Source organism: Streptomyces harbinensis, assembly GCF_900116145.1.
GTDB lineage: Bacteria > Actinomycetota > Actinomycetes > Streptomycetales > Streptomycetaceae > Streptomyces > Streptomyces carpaticus.
The window spans coordinates 142,365-158,678 of record NZ_FPAB01000008.1 but is presented as its reverse complement, the minus strand read 5'-3'; the positions used below and the strand labels follow the sequence as shown (position 1 = coordinate 158,678).

The following is a 16,314-nucleotide window of genomic DNA, read 5'->3' as shown; positions in this document are numbered from 1 at the left end:
GCTCTCGGGGCCTCAAGGGTAAGGCTCCTTTCGGTACTCATTATGTCCGCGAAGTGAGGGGGAGCCGACCGTGGAGACATAGAGGTAACGCTGGGACGACCTCCGGAATGCGTACCCCAGCGAGGGCGCGCCGGAGCGTGGTCCGCAGAAGCCGGAATGGCCACGATGGAAGGTCGTTGTCTCCCGCTCCGCCGCAGTGCCTCCGCTATCACGGCTCATCCGAGGAATCCGTACTGCCCGGAACAGAATTCTCCTAGGCGATCTTTTTCGGTGGTGGGAAGCGGCGCTTCAGCCTTCAATACGGCTGATGGTGGTCACGGTGGCGCCGAAGTGTTCTGTGAGACGGGCGAATTCTTTGCCGGAGATCTCCAGCGTGGCATGGTTGATGCCTGGTGAGATCAGGACCCGCTCCTGTTCGAGGACGGCCTTGTCCACCAGGGCCACGACGCCCTCGGGATAGCCGACGGGGGCCACGCCGCCCTTCTCCACTCCGAATGCGGAATTGAGTTCGGCGGCCGAGGCCATGCGCGGTCGACGCAGGTGGTGTGCCGCGCGGACGGCTTCCAGGTCCAGGCGGCTGGTGCCGCAGACGGTGGCGACCACGCGCGCCCCGTCCTTGTCCCGCAGGGCCAGGCACTTGGTATTGCCCGTCGGATCGCCGGCCACGAACCCGGCCGCCTGTTCCGTGGTCAAGGCCGTGTCGTGAAAGCGAACACGGAAGTCGCACGACAGTGACACCAGGGCGTGCAGCAGTCGATTCAGGACCGGATTCATCATTCCTCGATCCGCACAGAACACATCAGGCCGACGGGCCGGAAGAGTAGCGGGCGAGCATGGTCTGTACGGCCTGCTCGACGGCGTAGCGAGTGTCAGAGGGCGCGGGGTTCCAGTCGGTCAGCAGCATGCGGGGCCACAGGACGAAGTTGGCGATCATGCCGAGGAACTGGTTGGCGGCGCTCTCGGCGTCGGGGACGTCGGCGTTGCCGGCCTCGTGCTCGGATTCCAGGTAGTGCTGGACGGAGGCGAAGTAGGGCAGTTTGCCGAGCTGGAACTGCATCCTTCCCAGTTCCGGGAAACGCGGCAGTTCCGCGATGACGATGCGGGACAGGGCTGTCATGCCGGGCCGGCCGATCAGATCGGCGTAGCGGTGACCGATGGACGTCAGTCCGGAGCGCAGGTCCCCGGTCTGCGGTCGCGCGAGGGTGTCGTCGGCGTCACGTTGCCAGGACTCGGTGACGATGGCCTCGAAGAGCGCTGCCTTGGTGGGGAACTGCTTGAAAAGGGTGGACTTCGAGACGGCCGCCGCCTCGGCGATACGGGCGAGGGAGGTGCCGTCGTAACCGCGGTTCAGGAACAGCTCCGTGGCGGCGGAGATGATCGCCTCGCGCTTCTGTCGGGCGAGTCGGCGGTGGTGCGCGGAGAGCTCTGCTGCCATGCATGCCAGTATGCCCTGACGGCGAGGCGAGTCACTTGACTCGCCTCTGGCGACCGGCATACGGTGCGAAGGCGAGTCAGGTGACTCGCATCTGATCCGTGGCGCCTTCTGTCCTTCGGGTGCCATGAGGGAGGGAGTTCTTGATGGCAGTCGACAGGATCGCTCTGATCACCGGAGCCAACCGGGGCCTGGGCCGGAGCGCCGCGCTCGCCCTCGCGAGGCGCGGCGTGCGTGTGGTCGTCACCCATCGTGGTGATGCGGACGGCGCCGAGGAGACCGCGCAGCGGGTACGGGCCGAGGGCGGGACTGCCGCTGTGCTCCGCCTCGACATCAGCGATGTCTCCTCTTTCGGGACCTTCGTCGCCGAGCTGAGTCAACTGCTGGAGCGCTACGGCGACGCTTCGCGGCTCGACATCATGGTCAACAACGCGGGAGTTGGCGTCTTCGGCCCGCTGGAAGCCGTCACGCCCGACGACTTCGACACGGTGTTCGATACGAACGTCCGGGGCACGTTCTTCCTCATTCAATCGGTGCTGCCGCTCCTGGCGCCGGGCGCCGGCATCATCAACGTCACGTCGTCACTGACCCGGCACACCAGTCCCGCCACCTCGGTCTACTCCGCCTCCAAGGCCGCCGTCGAGATCATGAGCCGCACGCTGGCCGCGGAACTCGGCCCCCGCGGCATCCGGGTCAACTCCCTCGCCCCGGGGCCGACCGCCACCGAGTTCAACGGCGGAGCCATGCGGGACGATGCCGAGATGCGGCAGGGCCTTGCCCAGCAGACCGCGCTCGGCCGCGTCGGCGAACCCGAAGAGATCGGCGACGCGATCGCCGCGCTGGCCTCCGAGAGCCTGCGCTGGGTCACCGCCCAGCGTGTCGAGGTCTCCGGCGGCGTACTCCTCTGACCGCCAGGGATGCGTCTCGCGCACCTCGCCATCGGTCCGGGCCGATCACCCGAGTGTGCCGCGGAGCAGGAGATGGCTACTGTGGGCGAACGGCTGCTCCGCCGGCCGTCGGCGCGGGGACCCCCGTTGTGACGACGGTCGTGGGTGGAGGAAGAAACGGGAGAGACGATGGCAGCGAGGGCGGATGGTGCGGATGGATTCAAGGGTGAGCGCCGCGATGTCCTGAATGCGATCTGGTTACTTCCGGGAATCGCCGCCGGAACAGCCGTCATGGTGAAGGTGATCGTTGCCGCGGATATCCCTGTGGTGGGACCGCAGCCCTTTCTGCGGACGGTGCTCCTCGCCGCTCTCATGTTCTTCCCCGGCATTGTCCTGTGGCTGATATCGGACCGGCTGATAGGACATGTCGATCAGGGGAATATCTCCAAGCGGGCGTACTGGACAACCATGTGCAGCGTGTCCGCGCTGGTGCTGGTGATCTTTGGCATCTCAAGTATCGGCGACTTCTTCGCAGTCATCGAGATGTGGTACGACCACGAGGCACGGCACGAGCAGTCCTGACTTCCCGGGGTGCCGGTCGGGACGGGGACAGCGGAGCCGGTAAGCCCATTCTCTCCGTCCGAGTGCGGGCCTGCTCCTGGAAGAGGCCCCGCTTGTCAGTATCAGCCGCCTGCATCGCCCGGCCGCGCTGCGCCACGGACCCGGTGGACCAGGTCACGGGCCGCCGCGGGCCAGTGCGGGTGGCGGAAGTCGAAGCCGGCCTCCAGGAGCCGGCCCGGTACCACCCGGCGGCTCTTCAGCAGCAGTTCGGTGTCGGCGCGCAGCGCGAACGCGCCGATCTCCGCCATCCACGCCGTCGCGGGTAGCCCCGGCCGCCGGCCCCAGGCCGTCCGCAGCTCCCGCATGAACTCCCGCTGCGGCAACGGTCCCGGCGAGGCGAGGTTCACCGGACCGGACAGCTCCGGGCGGGCGGTGAGGAACTCCAGCGCGCGCACGAAGTCCGCATCGTGGATCCACGAGACGTACTGGTTGCCGCCCGCCACCGGCCCGCCCAGGCCGAGTCGCGCCAGCCACAGCAGCCGGTCGAGGACACCGCCCGGATCCGGACTCATCACCATCGCCGAGCGCAGCGCGACCTTGCGGGTGTGCGGGGTGGGTGCCGCCTCCTGGACGCGTTCCCAGTTCCTGGCGATGAGCACGCTGTAGGCCCAGTAGCCGGGAACCCCCCGCTCACGGCCGCCGATCACCCCGGTCGCCTCGTCGTTCGGAGCGTCGTACCGGTGGGCGTAGATCGTGGCGGTGCTCATCTGGAGCCACAGGGCGGGCGGTCGGCGGCTCTCCGCGATGGCCTGGCCGATGACCTCCGCGGAGCGCACCCGGGAGTCCATCATGCTGCGGAGATTGGCGTCCGTGTAACGGCAACCGACGCTGCGTCCTGCCAGGTTGAGCACGACATCGCTGCCGTGCAGCACCCGGGTCCACGGCCCGGTGCTGACCGCGTCCCAGTAGACCTCGCGTTCGCGCGAGGGGCTGCGGGTGAGGATGGTGACCTCGTGCCCGGCGGCGGTGAGCGCCCGGTCCACGATCCTGCCCAGCTGTCCCGTTCCCCCGGCGATCACGTAGCGCATCGGACCCCCTCCGCAGCGGAATCCCAGCCTAACGGGCGGCGGAAGGGCCGGGACCGCCGGGTACCGGCCGCGCGCCCTCAGACCTCGCGCCGTTCGATCGCCGCCGGCCGCTGCTGGGCGGCCCGCACGCGGGCGACATCCAGCTTGTGGGAGCGGTCGAAGCGGTAGATGCCGTTCTGCTCCTGGAAGACATCGGTCAGCTGCGTGTAGCAGTAGCCGAACATGTCCGGGTCATCCAGCAGCGTGCCGGTGAGGCCGGCGAACCGCGCGTGGAACTCCTCCTCGTCGCGCGGCCGTTCGCCGTACCCCCAGGACTCCTCGCGATCGTCGCCCCGCGCCTGCGCGGCGGTCTCCGGGTGCCACCAGATACCGCCGAACTCGCTGACGAAGTACGGCTGCCCCCGGTAGGGCACCGACCACGGACGGCCGTCGGGCGAGGCGTTGACGTAGGGCCGGTCCCGGTCGAGTCCGGCGACCTGCGCGGCGAAGGCGACCGGGTCCTGCTCGTAGCTGTGCGAGTCGTAGATGTCGGTCTCGGCGACCCGGTGCGCGTAGCCGGAGGCGTCGATGACCGGGCGGGTGGTGTCCAGTGCCTTGGTGGCCAGGAACATCGCCCGGGTCACCGCGTCGAGCTGGGTGGTGCGGTCGTGCAGCCGCTGATAGGTCTCGTTCAGCGGGCACCAGCCGATGATCGAGGGGTGGGAGTAGTCGCGTTCCACGGCCTCCAGCCACTGCCCGGTGTAGGAGGCGTCCGGCTGCTGGTTGTCGCCCGTCTCGCCGCCCACCGCGCACCCCCAGTCGCCGAACTCGCCCCACACCAGGTACCCGAGCCGGTCGGCGTGGTGGAGGAACCGCTCCTCGAACACCTTCTGGTGCAGCCGGGCTCCGTTGAACCCGGCATCGAGAGCGAGTTCGATGTCCCGCACCAGCGCGGCGTCGGTGGGGGCCGTCATCAGCCCGTCCGGGTACCAGCCCTGGTCGAGCACCAGCCGCTGGAAGACCGGTTCCCCGTTGAGGAGGACGGCCTTGCCCCGGATCGCCACCGAGCGCAGCCCCGCGTAGCTGCCGACCGAGTCGACCACCTGCCCGTCGCCGTCCAGCAGTTCCAGCCGCAGGTCGTACAGGTGGGGGTCCGCCGGGCTCCACACCCGGCGGCGCTCCTGCGGTACGGGCAGTCGCAGCCGGGGCGCCAGATCCAGATCGGCGCGGACCTCGGCGGTGGCGATCTCGCCGTCCGCGTCGCTCAGCCGGGCCCGTACCCGGTGCCCCGGCGCGTTGCCGGACAGCGGCAGCTCCAGGTGGAAGGCGGAGCCGGCCAGGTCCGGGGTGATCCGGGGGCGGTGCAGCCGGACGTGGGGCACCGGCTCGGCCCACACCGTCTGCCAGATGCCCGTGACCCGGGTGTAGTGGCAGTCGTGGTTGGCGTAGCGCAGCGCCTGCTTGCCCCGGGCCTGCGGCCCGGACTTGGGGTCGCGGGCGCGCACCGTGACGGTGATCTCCTCGCCCGGCCCGGCCACCTGGTGCAGGTCGGCGGTGAACGGCGTGAACCCGCCGCGGTGCCGGGCCACCTCGGTACCGTTCACCCACACGGTGGCGTCGTAGTCGACGGCGCCGAAGTGCAGCAGGACCCGGCGGCCGGCCCACTCGGCGGGCAGGGTGAGGGTGCGCCGGTACCAGACGGCCTCCAGGAAGTCCGTCTCCCCGATGCCGGACAGGACGGACTCCGGCGGGAACGGCACCGTGATCTCCCGGTCCAGGCCACCGGTCAGCAGCCCGCGCTCCAGACCGCTGTCCCCGGGGTCGAACGCGAACTGCCAGGTGCCGTTGAGGTTCAGCCAGTCCTCGCGGACGAACTGCGGGCGCGGGTACTCGGGACGGGGTACGGCGGTGGGGGCGGTCACGGCAACTCCTGTACGGGGGAACGGGGTGGGGCGGTGGTGCGGTGGCGCGGGGCGCTCAGGTGCCGCCGAGACCGGTGGTGGCCACGGACTTCACGATGCGGCGCTGGAAGAACAGGAAGACGAGGATCAGCGGAGCGGCGGCCAGCAGCGCGGACGCCATGGACTGGGCGTACTGGATGCCGTAGGACTCGCGCACCGTCGCCAGACCCACCGGGAGCGTCATCAGCGACGAGTCGTTGATGATGATGAACGGCCACAGGAAGTTGTTCCAGGCGCCGATGAACACGAACACGGAGACGGCCGCGACGATGGGGCGCGACAGCGGCAGCACCACCGAGCGGAAGACCCGCAGTTCCGAGGCGCCGTCGATCCGGGCGGCCTCCTCCAGCTCGCGGGGCACGGCGTCGAAGAACCGCTTGAGGATGAAGACCATCATCGGCGCCACCACCTGGGGCAGGATGACCGCCCAGTAGGTGTCGACCAGGTTGAAGGCGCGCATCTGCTGGAAGAGCGGAACGATGAGCAGTTGCGGCGGCACCATGATGGAGGCGACCGTGACGGCCAGCAGCACCCGCCGCCCGCGGAAGGTGCCCCGGGAGAACGCGTAGGCGGCCAGCGTGGAGATCACCACGGTGATGACGGTGACCAGTGTGGCGATCAGCAGGCTGTTGACGGCCCACACCGGTACGTTGCCGCGCTCGACGATCTGGCGGTAGGACTCCAGGGTCAGCGCGCCCTTGAGGGGGTTGAGGCCGGAGGAGGCGACGTCCCGCTCGCTCTGGAGAGAGGTCACCAGCGCCAGCGCGAAGGGCGTCAGCCACAGCAGCGCGAACACCGCGAGCGCCGTGCCGGCCAGCACCCTGGGGAGCCGGCCGTGGCCCAGCAGCAGCGGGGAGCCGGCGGATTCGGCCGTGCGGCGGCGCGCGGGGCGCGGCGCTCGCGCGGGTCGCGGCCGGGTGCGGAGGGTGGTGGTGGCGGGCACGGGTCAGCCCTCCTGACGCGGGAAGAACCGCAGCTGGGCGATGGAGACGACGATGATCAGGGCGAAGAAGAGATAGGAGATGGCGGAGGCGTAACCCAGCCGGTAGCCGGTGAATCCGACGTCGTAGATGTACTCCAGGATCGGGCGGGTGCTGTCGTTGGGCCCGCCCTTGGTGAGGATGTAGATCTGGTCGAACACCTTGAGCGAGGCGAGCACCTGGAGCATGCCGACCAGGACCGTGGTGCGCCGCAGCTGGGGCAGGGTGATGGACCACAGCCGCCGCCAGGCGCCGGCGCCGTCCAGGGCCGCCGCCTCGTAGAGCGTGTCGGGCAGCGACTGGAGCGCCGCGAGATAGAGCAGGAAGTTGAACCCGACGGTCCACCAGACGGTGAGCAGGGCGATCGCCCACATGGCCACCGCCTCGTCGGAGAGCCAGCCCACCGGGCCGAAGCCCAGGGCGTTCAGCAACTGGTTGGCCAGGCCCAGATCGGGCTGGTACACCCACTGCCAGATCAGCGTCACCACGGCGACCGGCAGCAGGTACGGGGCGAAGAACGCCAGCCGCCACAGCCACTGGCCCGCCAGACCGGTGTGCACCAGCAGGGCCATTCCCAGCGCGATCAGCACCAGGGGCACGGTGGTGATCAGCGTGAAGAACAGCGTGTTGCCCAGGGCGTTCCACACCGCCGCGTCGCCGAAGGCCTCCACGTAGTTGTCGAAGCCGACGAACGAGGTGCCGGCGAGGGTGAGCGACTCGTCGGTGAAGCTCATCGCGATGCCGTGGACGACGGGCCACAGCATGAACAGCCCGAAGCACACCGCGAACGGCAGGACGAACCACCCGCCGCTCCGGCGCTGCCTGGGCCCGGAACGGCCCGCGGTGGGTGATGGCTCCGGAACGCCGCCGTCGCCGCCGTCGCGCGGGGCGACGGTCTCCGGGGAAGCCTGGGTGCTCATCGGGCGCGCTCCCTCTCTCTCCGCGGGCCGGGTCACCGGACGGGGTTCGGCTGGTCGAGGAGATCCGCGCACTCGCGGACCATCCGGTCCACCGCCGCCTCGGCGGACGCCCTGCCCAGCAGCGCGGGCTGAATGGCCTGCGACATCCGGTCCTGGAAGAGCGACCCGGACCCGGCGAACCAGGCCGGCGGGTCCAGCACCGCCAGGTCGCCCGCCTCGGTGTAGGAGGACTGCGGATCCAGCTCGGCGTATCCCGGTTCGGCCAGGACCGGCTGATAGGCGGGCAGATGGCCGGCCCCGGCCCAGGTGAGGCTCTGCCGGAGCATGGCCGCCACATAGCGGTGCGCCTCGCGGCGCCGCGCCGGGTCGGGGCGCTCCTGGCGGGGGAGTACGTAGCTGTGCGAGTCGGTGGCGACGGCGGGTTCGCCGAAGACGTTGACGAACGGCGCGGCGCCCAGCCGGATGCCGGTGCTGCGCAGGGTGGGCAGCTCCCACTCGCCGACGGCGATCATGGCGCCGCGGCTCTCGGTGAAGGACGCCAGGGCGCCGAAGTAGTCCAGGTGGTTGGGGTTGGTGCGGCCGTCGAAGAGTTCCTGGAGGAAGGACACGACACGCACCGCCGCGTCGGTGTCGATGGCCGGGCCCGACTCGGGCAGGTCGAAGGCGGCGCCGGTCTGCGCGTACAGGGCGTTGAAGATCCGCCAGTTCTGGGCCGGGTCGGTCACATGGCCGAAGAGCAGTCCGGCCCCGCCGTGCGCCTCGGCGAGCGCCGCACTGGTCTCCAGCATCGCGCCGGGCGAACCGGGCTGGATCAGCCGGCCCGCACCGTCCAGCACGCCCGCCCGCTCGGCCACGTCCAGGTCGTAGAAGACGATGAACGGGTGGGTGTCCAGGGGGACGGCATACAGCCTGCCCTCCCACTGGGCCCGTTCCCACAGCGCCGGCGGGAAGTCCTCGCGGGTGATGCCGAACTCGGCCAGCAGCTCCAGGTCGAAGGGGTCGAGCAGTCCGCCGGGCGCGTACCCCGGCATCCGCGACAGATGGAGCACCGCGACATCCGGCGCCCGGCCGCCGGCGGCGGCCATGGCCAGCTTGGTGTAGTAGGACGGTCCCCACTCCAGGATGGTGCGGTCCAGGGTGAAGCCGTCGGGTCCGCCGCGGACGGTGTCCATCATCTCGTCCATCAGCAGCCCGTCGCCGCCGGAGAACAGGTCCCAGATCTTCAGTCCCACACCGTCGCCGCCGGGTGCGGGGGCGCCGCAGCCGGTGAGCAGGCCGGGGGCGAGTGCCGCTCCGGAGGCGGTCAGGGAGAGCCGCAGAAACCGCCGGCGGTCCACCGTGAACCGGTCGTGGCGCCTGGGATGTGCACCGGTCATCTGACACCTCTCGGACCCGACGCTGGGTTGTTCCGGAGTTTTTACATCGATGTACAACGGCTGTAAAGAGAACGGACGGGATGGCTCAGCGTCGGCCGGGTGCCCACGGAAGGTGATATCCGGTGGTCGGGCGCGCCGCGCGGCCCGTACGATCGGGACCGGCTCAGGAGGTACGGGTGGCGCGACCCAGGATCAAGGACGTGGCGCGACGCGCGGGCGTCTCGGAGAAGACCGTCTCCAATGTGATCAACGACTACGCGCACGTTTCGGAGCGGACCCGCACCGCGGTCCGGGAGGCCATCGACGAGCTGGGCTACCGGGTGAACCTCGCCGGCCGGCATCTGCGCCGGGGGAGGACCGGCATCATCGCCCTGGTCGTTCCCGAACTCGACATCCCCTACTTCGCGGATCTCGCCGCGCTGATCATCACCGAGGCCGAACGGAACGCGATGACGGTCCTGGTGCACCAGACCCGCGAGGACCGCCGCCGGGAGCTGGCCGCCCTGGAGGGGTTCGGCTCCGACTTCGCCGACGGGCTGATCCTCAGCCCGCTGACCCTCACGGGTACGGATCTGCGCGACCGCCCGGGCGCCCCGCCGACCGTGCTGCTCGGCGAGCGGGTACGGCCCGGGCAGGCCGACCACGTCGCCATCGACAACGAACGGGCCGCCCGCGAGGCCACCGTTCACCTGCTGGAACTCGGCCGCCGCCGCATCCGGGTGGTCGGCGGCCGGGAGGGCACGGAACCGGGCACCGCCGAGGTGCGCAGCGCCGGCCACCGGGCGGCGCTGGAGGCCGCGGGTCTGCCCTGGGATCCGGCGGTGCTGCTGCGGGTGGAGAACTTCCGGGCCCTGGACGGCGCGCTGGCGGTACGCCGGCTGCTGGAGGCCGGGGAGCAGCCGGACGGCCTGCTGTGCCTGAATGACCAACTGGCGCTCGGCGCCATGCGGGAGTTGCACGACCGGGGGCTGCGGGTGCCCGAGGATGTCGCGGTGGTGGGCTTCGACGATGTGGAGGGCGGCCGGTTCAGCGTGCCGTCCCTGACCACCGTGGCACCCGACAAACACGCCGTGGCGCGGGTGGCCCTGGAACTGCTCATGGTCCGGATCGCCGAACGGGACGCCCGCACCGCCGGCGCGCCGCCACGGGAACGGGTGGTGGCACACCGCCTGCTGGTGCGCGAGAGCACCGCGGGCGCCGGGTCCCGCGCCTGACCTCACCGCATGACGACGGCACCTGACGGGGAGGGGCCCTCTTCACCGGACGCGTGGTCGCGGGTCAAGCACCCGGGCCGGCCCGCCCCGGGGACGCGCCCTCAGCCGCGTTCTCGCGACGCGCGCTGCCGGCGGTACTGACGCTGACGGCAGGCGGCCGAGCAGTACAGCCGTCGCCGGCCGCGTACCGGGGCCGCCAACGTGCACCCGCACATCCGGCAGGCCGGCTGCCCCGTCGCCGTTTCGTCACGCGGACCCGCCTTTCCGTCACGCACCGGACGTCCACCGCGTGTGCTCCGCGCCGCGGCGGCCGAGAGCAGGTCCGGCGCCGCCACATCGCCGGCCGGAGTGCGGTCGGCGAGTTCGCCTTCGAGGTGCGAGCACTCGGCGGCCACGTCCTCGTCGGGGCATTGCAGCAGATGGAGCAGATACGCGCGGGCGTCCCGCAGCCGGCGCAGGTCGGCGTCCAGCCGGGCCACGTGCCGGCCGACCTCCTGACGCCACGACCTGCCGTGCTGCCCCGACGTGACCGGGGCCGCCTCCGCGAGCGGCATCGCACCGGTGACACAGCACAGATAGGCCAGACCGATACGGCGCAGCGCGACCTCGTCGTAGACGCGCCGCCCGTTCACCCTCGGCGGCTCCGGCAGCAGGCCCGTCTTCTCCCACCAGCGCAAGGTCGAGGGGGCGACCTGATAGAGCGCTGCCGCCTGACCGATCGAGACACCGACGGGCTTGCCCATGGCGGTATTTGACATCACGTTCCCTTCAGGTCGCAAGGTGAGGTGAGGCATGCCTTACCGGGCTCCCGCGTCCGGCGGGGAGGAACCGAACGGCATGCGGCCCCCGGGACCGGCCGAGGCGGCACGGAGCAGAGAGGTGTCGAGGCATGAGCACGACCGCAACCCACCAGGCGGCTCCGTCGTCTTCCGCGGCGGAAGAGCGCGCGGGCGCCGGCGACAAGGCCGCGCTGGCTGGGCCGGGAGCGCTGGCCCGGCTGCTGGAGCCCGTCCGGCCCCACCTGATCGGCTGCGCCCTCCTCTCGGCACTCGCCGCCGCGGCGGGCAGCGTCCCGTACCTCGCCACCGCCGAGATTGCCCGGCTGCTCGCGGCACACGGAACGGCCGTCGAACAGGACTCGGTCCGGCTGTGGGTCCTCGTCGGCGCGGCCGGGGCCGTGGTCCGGCTGCTGCTCGTGTACTCCTCGTCCCGGCTGGGGCACTTCGCCGACGCCCGGATTCTGCACACACTGCGACTGCGCATGGTGCGCCACCTGGGCACCGTACCCCTGGGATGGATCCGGTCGCGGGGCTCGGGCCGGATCAAGCGCGGGCTCACCAACGACCTCGAAGAGATGCACCAGCTCATCGCCCACGCCCTGGGCGAGATGGTCGCGGCGGTCACCGCCGTGACCGTCGGACTTCTCTACCTGTCCTTCGTCGACTGGCGGATGACGGTGGTGACGGCCACCGCGCTCGTGGCCCTCGGCGTCAGCTACCGGATCGCCATGCGCTCCGCGACGCGCCACATGAACCGATTGCTCGCCGCCGAGGCCAGGATCAGCACCGCCAGCGTCGAGTACGCCGACGGTGTCGGCGTCGTGAAAGCGTTCGGGGCCGGGGGACACGTCCTGCGCCGCTTCACCGAGGCCGTCCGTGAGCACTCCTCGGCGCTGGCCGCCTGGGCCGCCGAGACCCGCTACAGCACCGCCGCGGCACGGCTGCTGGCCTCCGAGATGACCCTCCTCGGCATCCTGGCCGCCGCCGGCCTCATCCTCGTCGGCGCGGGCTCACTCCGGATGAGCGAACTGCTGCCCTTCCTCGTCGTCGGCATCGGACTCCCGACGTCGATCAACCCGGCCATCCACGGATCACAGGGGCTGCGCAAGGGACGCACGGCGGCACGGAACATCGAAGCGCTGCTGACCCATCCGCCGCTGCCCGAGGCGCCGGCACCCCGAACGCCCCGCGGCCACGCCGTCGAGTTCGACCGGGTCTCCTTCTCCTACGACGGAGCCACGCCGGCACTCGACGATCTGAGCGCCGTGTGCGCGCCGGGCACCGTGACGGCGGTCGTCGGACCGTCAGGGGCGGGAAAGTCGACCCTCGCCGCCCTCATTCCCCGGTTCTACGACGTCACCCGCGGCGCGGTGCGCATCGGCGGTGTCGATGTCCGGTCGATGGACGAGCGCACGCTGCTCTCCTCGGTCGCGCTGGTGTTCCAGGACGTGATGCTCCTGCGGGACACCATCGCAGAGAACATCCGGATCGCGGCCCCCGGGGCGAGCGACGAACAGGTCCGGCGGGCGGCCCGCTCAGCGCGGATCGACGACGTCATCGAGGCACTGCCGCACGGCTACGACACCGTTCTCGCGGAGGACACCGGGCTGTCGGGCGGGGAACGACAGCGCCTCACCATCGCCCGGGCGATTCTCTCGGACGCACCCGTCGTCGTGCTGGACGAGGCCACCGCCTCCCTCGACCCGGACAACGAAGCCGCTGTACAGGCCGCCCTGTCCCGGCTGGTGCGCGGAAAGACCGTGCTCGTCATCGCGCATCGCCTGCGCACCGTCGTCGACGCCGACCGGATTCTCGTTCTCGACCGCGGACGCCTCGTCGAGCAGGGCACCCATGCGGCACTCCTCGCCGCCGACGGGCTCTACAGACGGCTGTGGCGTGCCCAATCCGGTGACCTCCCGGCGTGAACCGGTCCCGCCCGTCCACCGCGCCGACACCCCGCCGCGGCGTCTCGCCCCCCCCCGTGCCCGCGACGGCGGCCCGTTCCGGAGCCCGGACCGTACGTCGCGCGGAAACCCGCCCGGAAAGGTCCCGAGGAGAGATTCCATGATCCGCCACCTCCACGCGCTGCTGCCGCAGCCACGTCTGACCATGCGTCTGGGCGCGCTCACCGCGCTGCAAGCGATTCTGCAGGGCCTGCTCCTGGGCACGCTCGCGCCGATCCTCACCGCACTCCTGAGGGACCGGCCGGACTTCGCCGCGGCGCGGCCGTGGCTGCTGGCGGCCGGCGCGGGACTCGTGCTCTACGGCGTCCTCACCGTCGTGGCGACCCCCATCGGATTCACCGCCGCCTCGGAGGTGTCGGAACAACTGCGCGACCGCGTACTCCGGCACGCGATGGCCCTCCCCAGCGGGTGGTTCACCGCCCGGAACAAGGCCCGCCTGGCGCGCGCGCTCACCGCAGACGCCGGCAACATCGGCCAGCTCGCGGTGAGCACCGGTGGACCGGCGCTCACCGCCGTCCTCACCCCCGCGACGATCGTGCTGGTCACCGCGACAGTCGACTGGCGTGTCGCCGTGCTCCTCGCCGCGACGATGCCGGTGGCCTTCCTGGCGCTGAAGCGCGCCGGCCGGATCTCCTCCGAGGTGGAGACCGAGCTCGAGAACGCCGCGACGGACATCGCCGGCCGGGCCATCGAAGTGGGCCAGGCACAGCCCGTCCTGCGTGCCGCGGGAGTCGGCCGCTCGGGAACCCCGCTCATGCGCCGGGCGCTGGCCGCACACCGGGAGGTGTACCGCCGCGGGCTGCGCCGCGCCGTGCTCCCCGACCTGCTGTACACGGCGGTCGTCCTCGCGGGTTTCCTGGCGGCCCTCGCCCTCAGCACCGGGCTGTTCCTCACCGGCCGGATCGATCCCCCCGAGGCCATCGCCCTGCTCGTTCTCACCGTCCGCTTCCTCGAACCGCTGAGCAACCTGATCGAACTGATCGGGGCGCTGCACGCCATGGACAACGCCATCGCACGCGTCCAGGGCATCCTGTCCGCCGCTCCGCTGCCGGCGCCCGCCCGCCCCGTGCGCCTCGGCCCCGCCCACGACATCACGTTCACCGATGTCACCTTCACCTACCCCGGGGCCCGCACCCCCGCGCTCACCGAGGTCTCCTTCACCTGCCCGGCGGGCAGCACCACCGCCCTCATCGGACCCTCGGGCTCCGGGAAGACCACCGTGACACGCCTGCTCGCCCGCTTCTTCGACGTCACCGGCGGTGAGGTGCGGATCGGCGACGCCGACATCCGGGACTGCGATCCGGGCCGGCTGCTGGAGCGGATCACCATGATCTTCCAGGACGTCTACCTGTTCGACGACACCATCGAGGCGAATCTCCGACTGGCGCACCCCGACGCCACGGCACGCGAACTGGCGGAAGCCGCCGCGGCCGCGCGACTCGACGAGGTGATCGGGCAACTGCCGGACGGCTGGAACAGCCGGGTCGGCGAAGGCGGATCGAGACTGTCCGGCGGAGAACGCCAACGGGTGTCCATCGCCAGGGCGTTCCTCAAGAAGTCGCCGATCGTCGTCATCGACGAGGCGGCCTCGGCACTCGACCCGGAGAACGAACGGGCCGTCAGCGACGCCGTACGCCGCATCGCCGAGGACCCGGACCGAACCGTCATCGTCATCGCCCACCGGCCCGCGACCCTCGAAGCGGCCGACCGGGTGATCGCACTCGACCGGGGCCGGGTCGTGCAGAACGACACCCCCGGGCGACTGCGCCACGTGGACGGTCTCTACGCACGACTGCACGGCCGGTACCGGGCGGCGGGAGCCTGGCGCATCACCGGGGACAGGCCCCCACGGGCCGGGGCCGAAGGAGAGCCGTGGGGGTGACACGCGGGCGGGCGACCCTTCCGGCGGAAGGAGTGAGGGCGCTCTTGCCAAGGACGCGGATCGCCGCCACTGTGCTCCTCCATGAGACGAGTGATCCGCTCCCTGGCAGCCCTGGTCCTGCTGACCGCCGCCACCCTGGTCGGCGCAGGCACCGCCTCCACGGCCGCTGCCGACAGCTGTTACACGTGGAACCGCACCCTCTCCCAGGGGTCCACCGGGGAAGACGTGCGCCAACTCCAGATAAGAGTCTCCGGCTACCCGGCCTACGGTGAGGTCCTGGCCCTCGACGGCTCCTACGGGCCGGCGACCCGGGCAGCGGTCCAGCGCTTCCAGCAGGCGTACGGCCTGTCGGCCGACGGGGTGGCCGGCCCGGCCACCTTCGGTCAGATCTACGCGCTTCAATCCCCGGACTGCACCCCGATCCACTTCTCCTACGCCGAACTGAACCGCTGCAACACCACCTGGGCCGGCGGCGCCGTGAGCGCGGCCACCGCCCGGCAGAACGCCCTGGTCAGCATGTGGAAGCTGGAAGCCCTGCGGCACGCCCTGGGCGACCGGCCCATCACGGTCAGCAGCGGATTCCGCTCCGTGGCCTGCAACAACGCGGCCGGCGGCGCCGCCAACAGCCGCCATCTGTACGGGGACGGCGTCGACCTCACCGGCACCCCGTCGTTCTGCACCCTCGCCCAGCGCGCCCGCTACCACGGCTTCAACGAGATCCTCGGCCCGGGCTACCCCGGCCACAACGACCACACCCACGTCGCCCACCGCTCCAACCGCTTCTGGTCGGCCCCGACCTGCGGCATCTGAGCCCGCACCGACCGCGCCGCCCCCGCCCGTGACCGTACGGGCGGGGGCGTTTGTCGTCTCCGGCCGGGGACACCCCGACTCCCGGCGGCAGGACCGCGGATGATGGTGCGCCGGGAGACCGATTCGGTACGCTGGAGGTGGCAGAAGGCAACCGCTCAGTGGAGGGTGGCGTGCGAAGCCCGGTGCACCACAGCTCCCGCCCGCCGGCGCACGGCCGGCGCGGTGCGGAATCCGTGCGAGGGCCGCTGGAATGGCGTCCCGCGGGCACCAACGGCTATGTGAGTGCCTGGGGCGCGCTGATGAACCTCTGTCCGCCCGGGAACGCGTGAGATCCCCCGGCCGTTGCGCCGGGTAACACCCGCCGGAGGCAGCGTCTCCGGCCGGAAGAGACAGCACACCGTCCGGGCGTTCTCCCGGAGCCGGCCCCACGCGTACTGACGCACGGCTGCCGCTCCCTGCCCCGGCGGAGCCCCCGGGCCCG

The 16,314-nt window shown here is 71.2% G+C and carries 14 protein-coding genes; 6 read left to right on the top strand and 8 right to left on the bottom strand.

The window, feature by feature from the left end:
* Window positions 1–288 precede the first annotated feature (288 nt).
* A complete protein-coding gene (locus BM385_RS21365) occupies window positions 289–777 on the bottom strand; it encodes a YbaK/EbsC family protein (RefSeq protein ID WP_093844059.1) in 489 nt (162 codons plus the stop codon).
* Window positions 778–799: 22 nt separating this feature from the next.
* Window positions 800–1,435, bottom strand: a complete 636-nt coding sequence (locus BM385_RS21360; protein ID WP_093844058.1) for a TetR/AcrR family transcriptional regulator — start codon at window positions 1,433–1,435, stop codon at window positions 800–802.
* A gap of 143 nt (window positions 1,436–1,578) precedes the next feature.
* Here BM385_RS21360 and BM385_RS21355 point away from each other — a divergent pair, with 143 nt between their 5' ends.
* Both BM385_RS21355 and BM385_RS21350 read left to right on the top strand, forming a co-directional pair.
* A complete protein-coding gene (locus tag BM385_RS21355) occupies window positions 1,579–2,340 on the top strand; it encodes an SDR family NAD(P)-dependent oxidoreductase (protein WP_093844057.1) in 762 nt (253 codons plus the stop codon).
* 144 nt (window positions 2,341–2,484) lie between these two features.
* Entirely contained in the window at window positions 2,485–2,901 is a 417-nt protein-coding gene (locus BM385_RS21350; RefSeq protein ID WP_139275220.1) for a hypothetical protein, read from the top strand.
* 101 nt (window positions 2,902–3,002) lie between these two features.
* Here BM385_RS21350 and BM385_RS21345 read toward each other — a convergent pair whose 3' ends face one another.
* From BM385_RS21345 to BM385_RS21325, 5 genes are all read right to left on the bottom strand, one after another.
* Window positions 3,003–3,968 (bottom strand): epimerase, encoded by a 966-nt coding sequence (locus BM385_RS21345; protein WP_093844056.1) that lies wholly within the window; start codon window positions 3,966–3,968, stop codon window positions 3,003–3,005.
* A 77-nt stretch (window positions 3,969–4,045) separates the two neighbouring features.
* Window positions 4,046–5,869 (bottom strand): glycoside hydrolase family 2 protein, encoded by a 1,824-nt coding sequence (locus tag BM385_RS21340; RefSeq protein ID WP_093844055.1) that lies wholly within the window; start codon window positions 5,867–5,869, stop codon window positions 4,046–4,048.
* Window positions 5,870–5,924: 55 nt separating this feature from the next.
* The gene (locus tag BM385_RS21335) at window positions 5,925–6,851 is read right to left on the bottom strand and encodes a carbohydrate ABC transporter permease (RefSeq protein WP_093844054.1); all 927 of its coding nucleotides are present in this window, start codon (window positions 6,849–6,851) and stop codon (window positions 5,925–5,927) included.
* A gap of 3 nt (window positions 6,852–6,854) precedes the next feature.
* A complete protein-coding gene (locus BM385_RS21330; protein ID WP_093844053.1) occupies window positions 6,855–7,808 on the bottom strand; it encodes a carbohydrate ABC transporter permease in 954 nt (317 codons plus the stop codon).
* Between the two features lie 32 nt (window positions 7,809–7,840).
* The gene (locus BM385_RS21325) at window positions 7,841–9,184 is read right to left on the bottom strand and encodes an extracellular solute-binding protein (RefSeq protein ID WP_093844052.1); all 1,344 of its coding nucleotides are present in this window, start codon (window positions 9,182–9,184) and stop codon (window positions 7,841–7,843) included.
* A gap of 176 nt (window positions 9,185–9,360) precedes the next feature.
* On the opposite strand from BM385_RS21325, the gene BM385_RS21320 reads away from it, so the two are divergent.
* A complete protein-coding gene (locus BM385_RS21320) occupies window positions 9,361–10,398 on the top strand; it encodes a LacI family DNA-binding transcriptional regulator (RefSeq protein WP_093844051.1) in 1,038 nt (345 codons plus the stop codon).
* Window positions 10,399–10,499: 101 nt separating this feature from the next.
* Here the strand turns inward: BM385_RS21320 and BM385_RS21315 are convergent, their stop codons facing one another.
* Window positions 10,500–11,141, bottom strand: a complete 642-nt coding sequence (locus BM385_RS21315; protein WP_093844050.1) for a helix-turn-helix domain-containing protein — start codon at window positions 11,139–11,141, stop codon at window positions 10,500–10,502.
* A 146-nt stretch (window positions 11,142–11,287) separates the two neighbouring features.
* On the opposite strand from BM385_RS21315, the gene BM385_RS21310 reads away from it, so the two are divergent.
* The 3 genes from BM385_RS21310 to BM385_RS21300 all read left to right on the top strand — a co-directional run bounded on the left by BM385_RS21310 (window position 11,288) and on the right by BM385_RS21300 (window position 15,833).
* A complete protein-coding gene (locus BM385_RS21310) occupies window positions 11,288–13,102 on the top strand; it encodes an ABC transporter ATP-binding protein (RefSeq protein ID WP_093844049.1) in 1,815 nt (604 codons plus the stop codon).
* 139 nt (window positions 13,103–13,241) lie between these two features.
* Window positions 13,242–15,023: an ABC transporter ATP-binding protein gene (locus BM385_RS21305; RefSeq protein ID WP_093844048.1), complete on the top strand. Its 1,782-nt coding sequence runs from the start codon at window positions 13,242–13,244 to the stop codon at window positions 15,021–15,023.
* Window positions 15,024–15,104: 81 nt separating this feature from the next.
* Window positions 15,105–15,833, top strand: coding sequence for a D-Ala-D-Ala carboxypeptidase family metallohydrolase (locus BM385_RS21300; protein WP_037756140.1), 729 nt, complete (start codon window positions 15,105–15,107; stop codon window positions 15,831–15,833).
* Window positions 15,834–16,314: the final 481 nt, after the last annotated feature.

Excerpts from the sequence above, each read along its gene's own strand:
- BM385_RS21315 (WP_093844050.1), bottom strand. The coding sequence starts at position 11,141 with ATGGGCAAGCCCGTCGGTGTCTCGATCGGTCAGGCGGCAGCGCTCTAT.
- BM385_RS21330 (WP_093844053.1), bottom strand. The coding sequence starts at position 7,808 with ATGAGCACCCAGGCTTCCCCGGAGACCGTCGCCCCGCGCGACGGCGGC.
- BM385_RS21345 (WP_093844056.1), bottom strand. The coding sequence starts at position 3,968 with ATGCGCTACGTGATCGCCGGGGGAACGGGACAGCTGGGCAGGATCGTG.
- BM385_RS21325 (WP_093844052.1), bottom strand. The coding sequence starts at position 9,184 with ATGACCGGTGCACATCCCAGGCGCCACGACCGGTTCACGGTGGACCGC.
- BM385_RS21300 (WP_037756140.1), top strand. The coding sequence starts at position 15,105 with ATGAGACGAGTGATCCGCTCCCTGGCAGCCCTGGTCCTGCTGACCGCC.
- BM385_RS21355 (WP_093844057.1), top strand. The coding sequence starts at position 1,579 with ATGGCAGTCGACAGGATCGCTCTGATCACCGGAGCCAACCGGGGCCTG.
- BM385_RS21360 (WP_093844058.1), bottom strand. The coding sequence starts at position 1,435 with ATGGCAGCAGAGCTCTCCGCGCACCACCGCCGACTCGCCCGACAGAAG.
- BM385_RS21305 (WP_093844048.1), top strand. The coding sequence starts at position 13,242 with ATGATCCGCCACCTCCACGCGCTGCTGCCGCAGCCACGTCTGACCATG.
- BM385_RS21365 (WP_093844059.1), bottom strand. The coding sequence starts at position 777 with ATGATGAATCCGGTCCTGAATCGACTGCTGCACGCCCTGGTGTCACTG.
- BM385_RS21310 (WP_093844049.1), top strand. The coding sequence starts at position 11,288 with ATGAGCACGACCGCAACCCACCAGGCGGCTCCGTCGTCTTCCGCGGCG.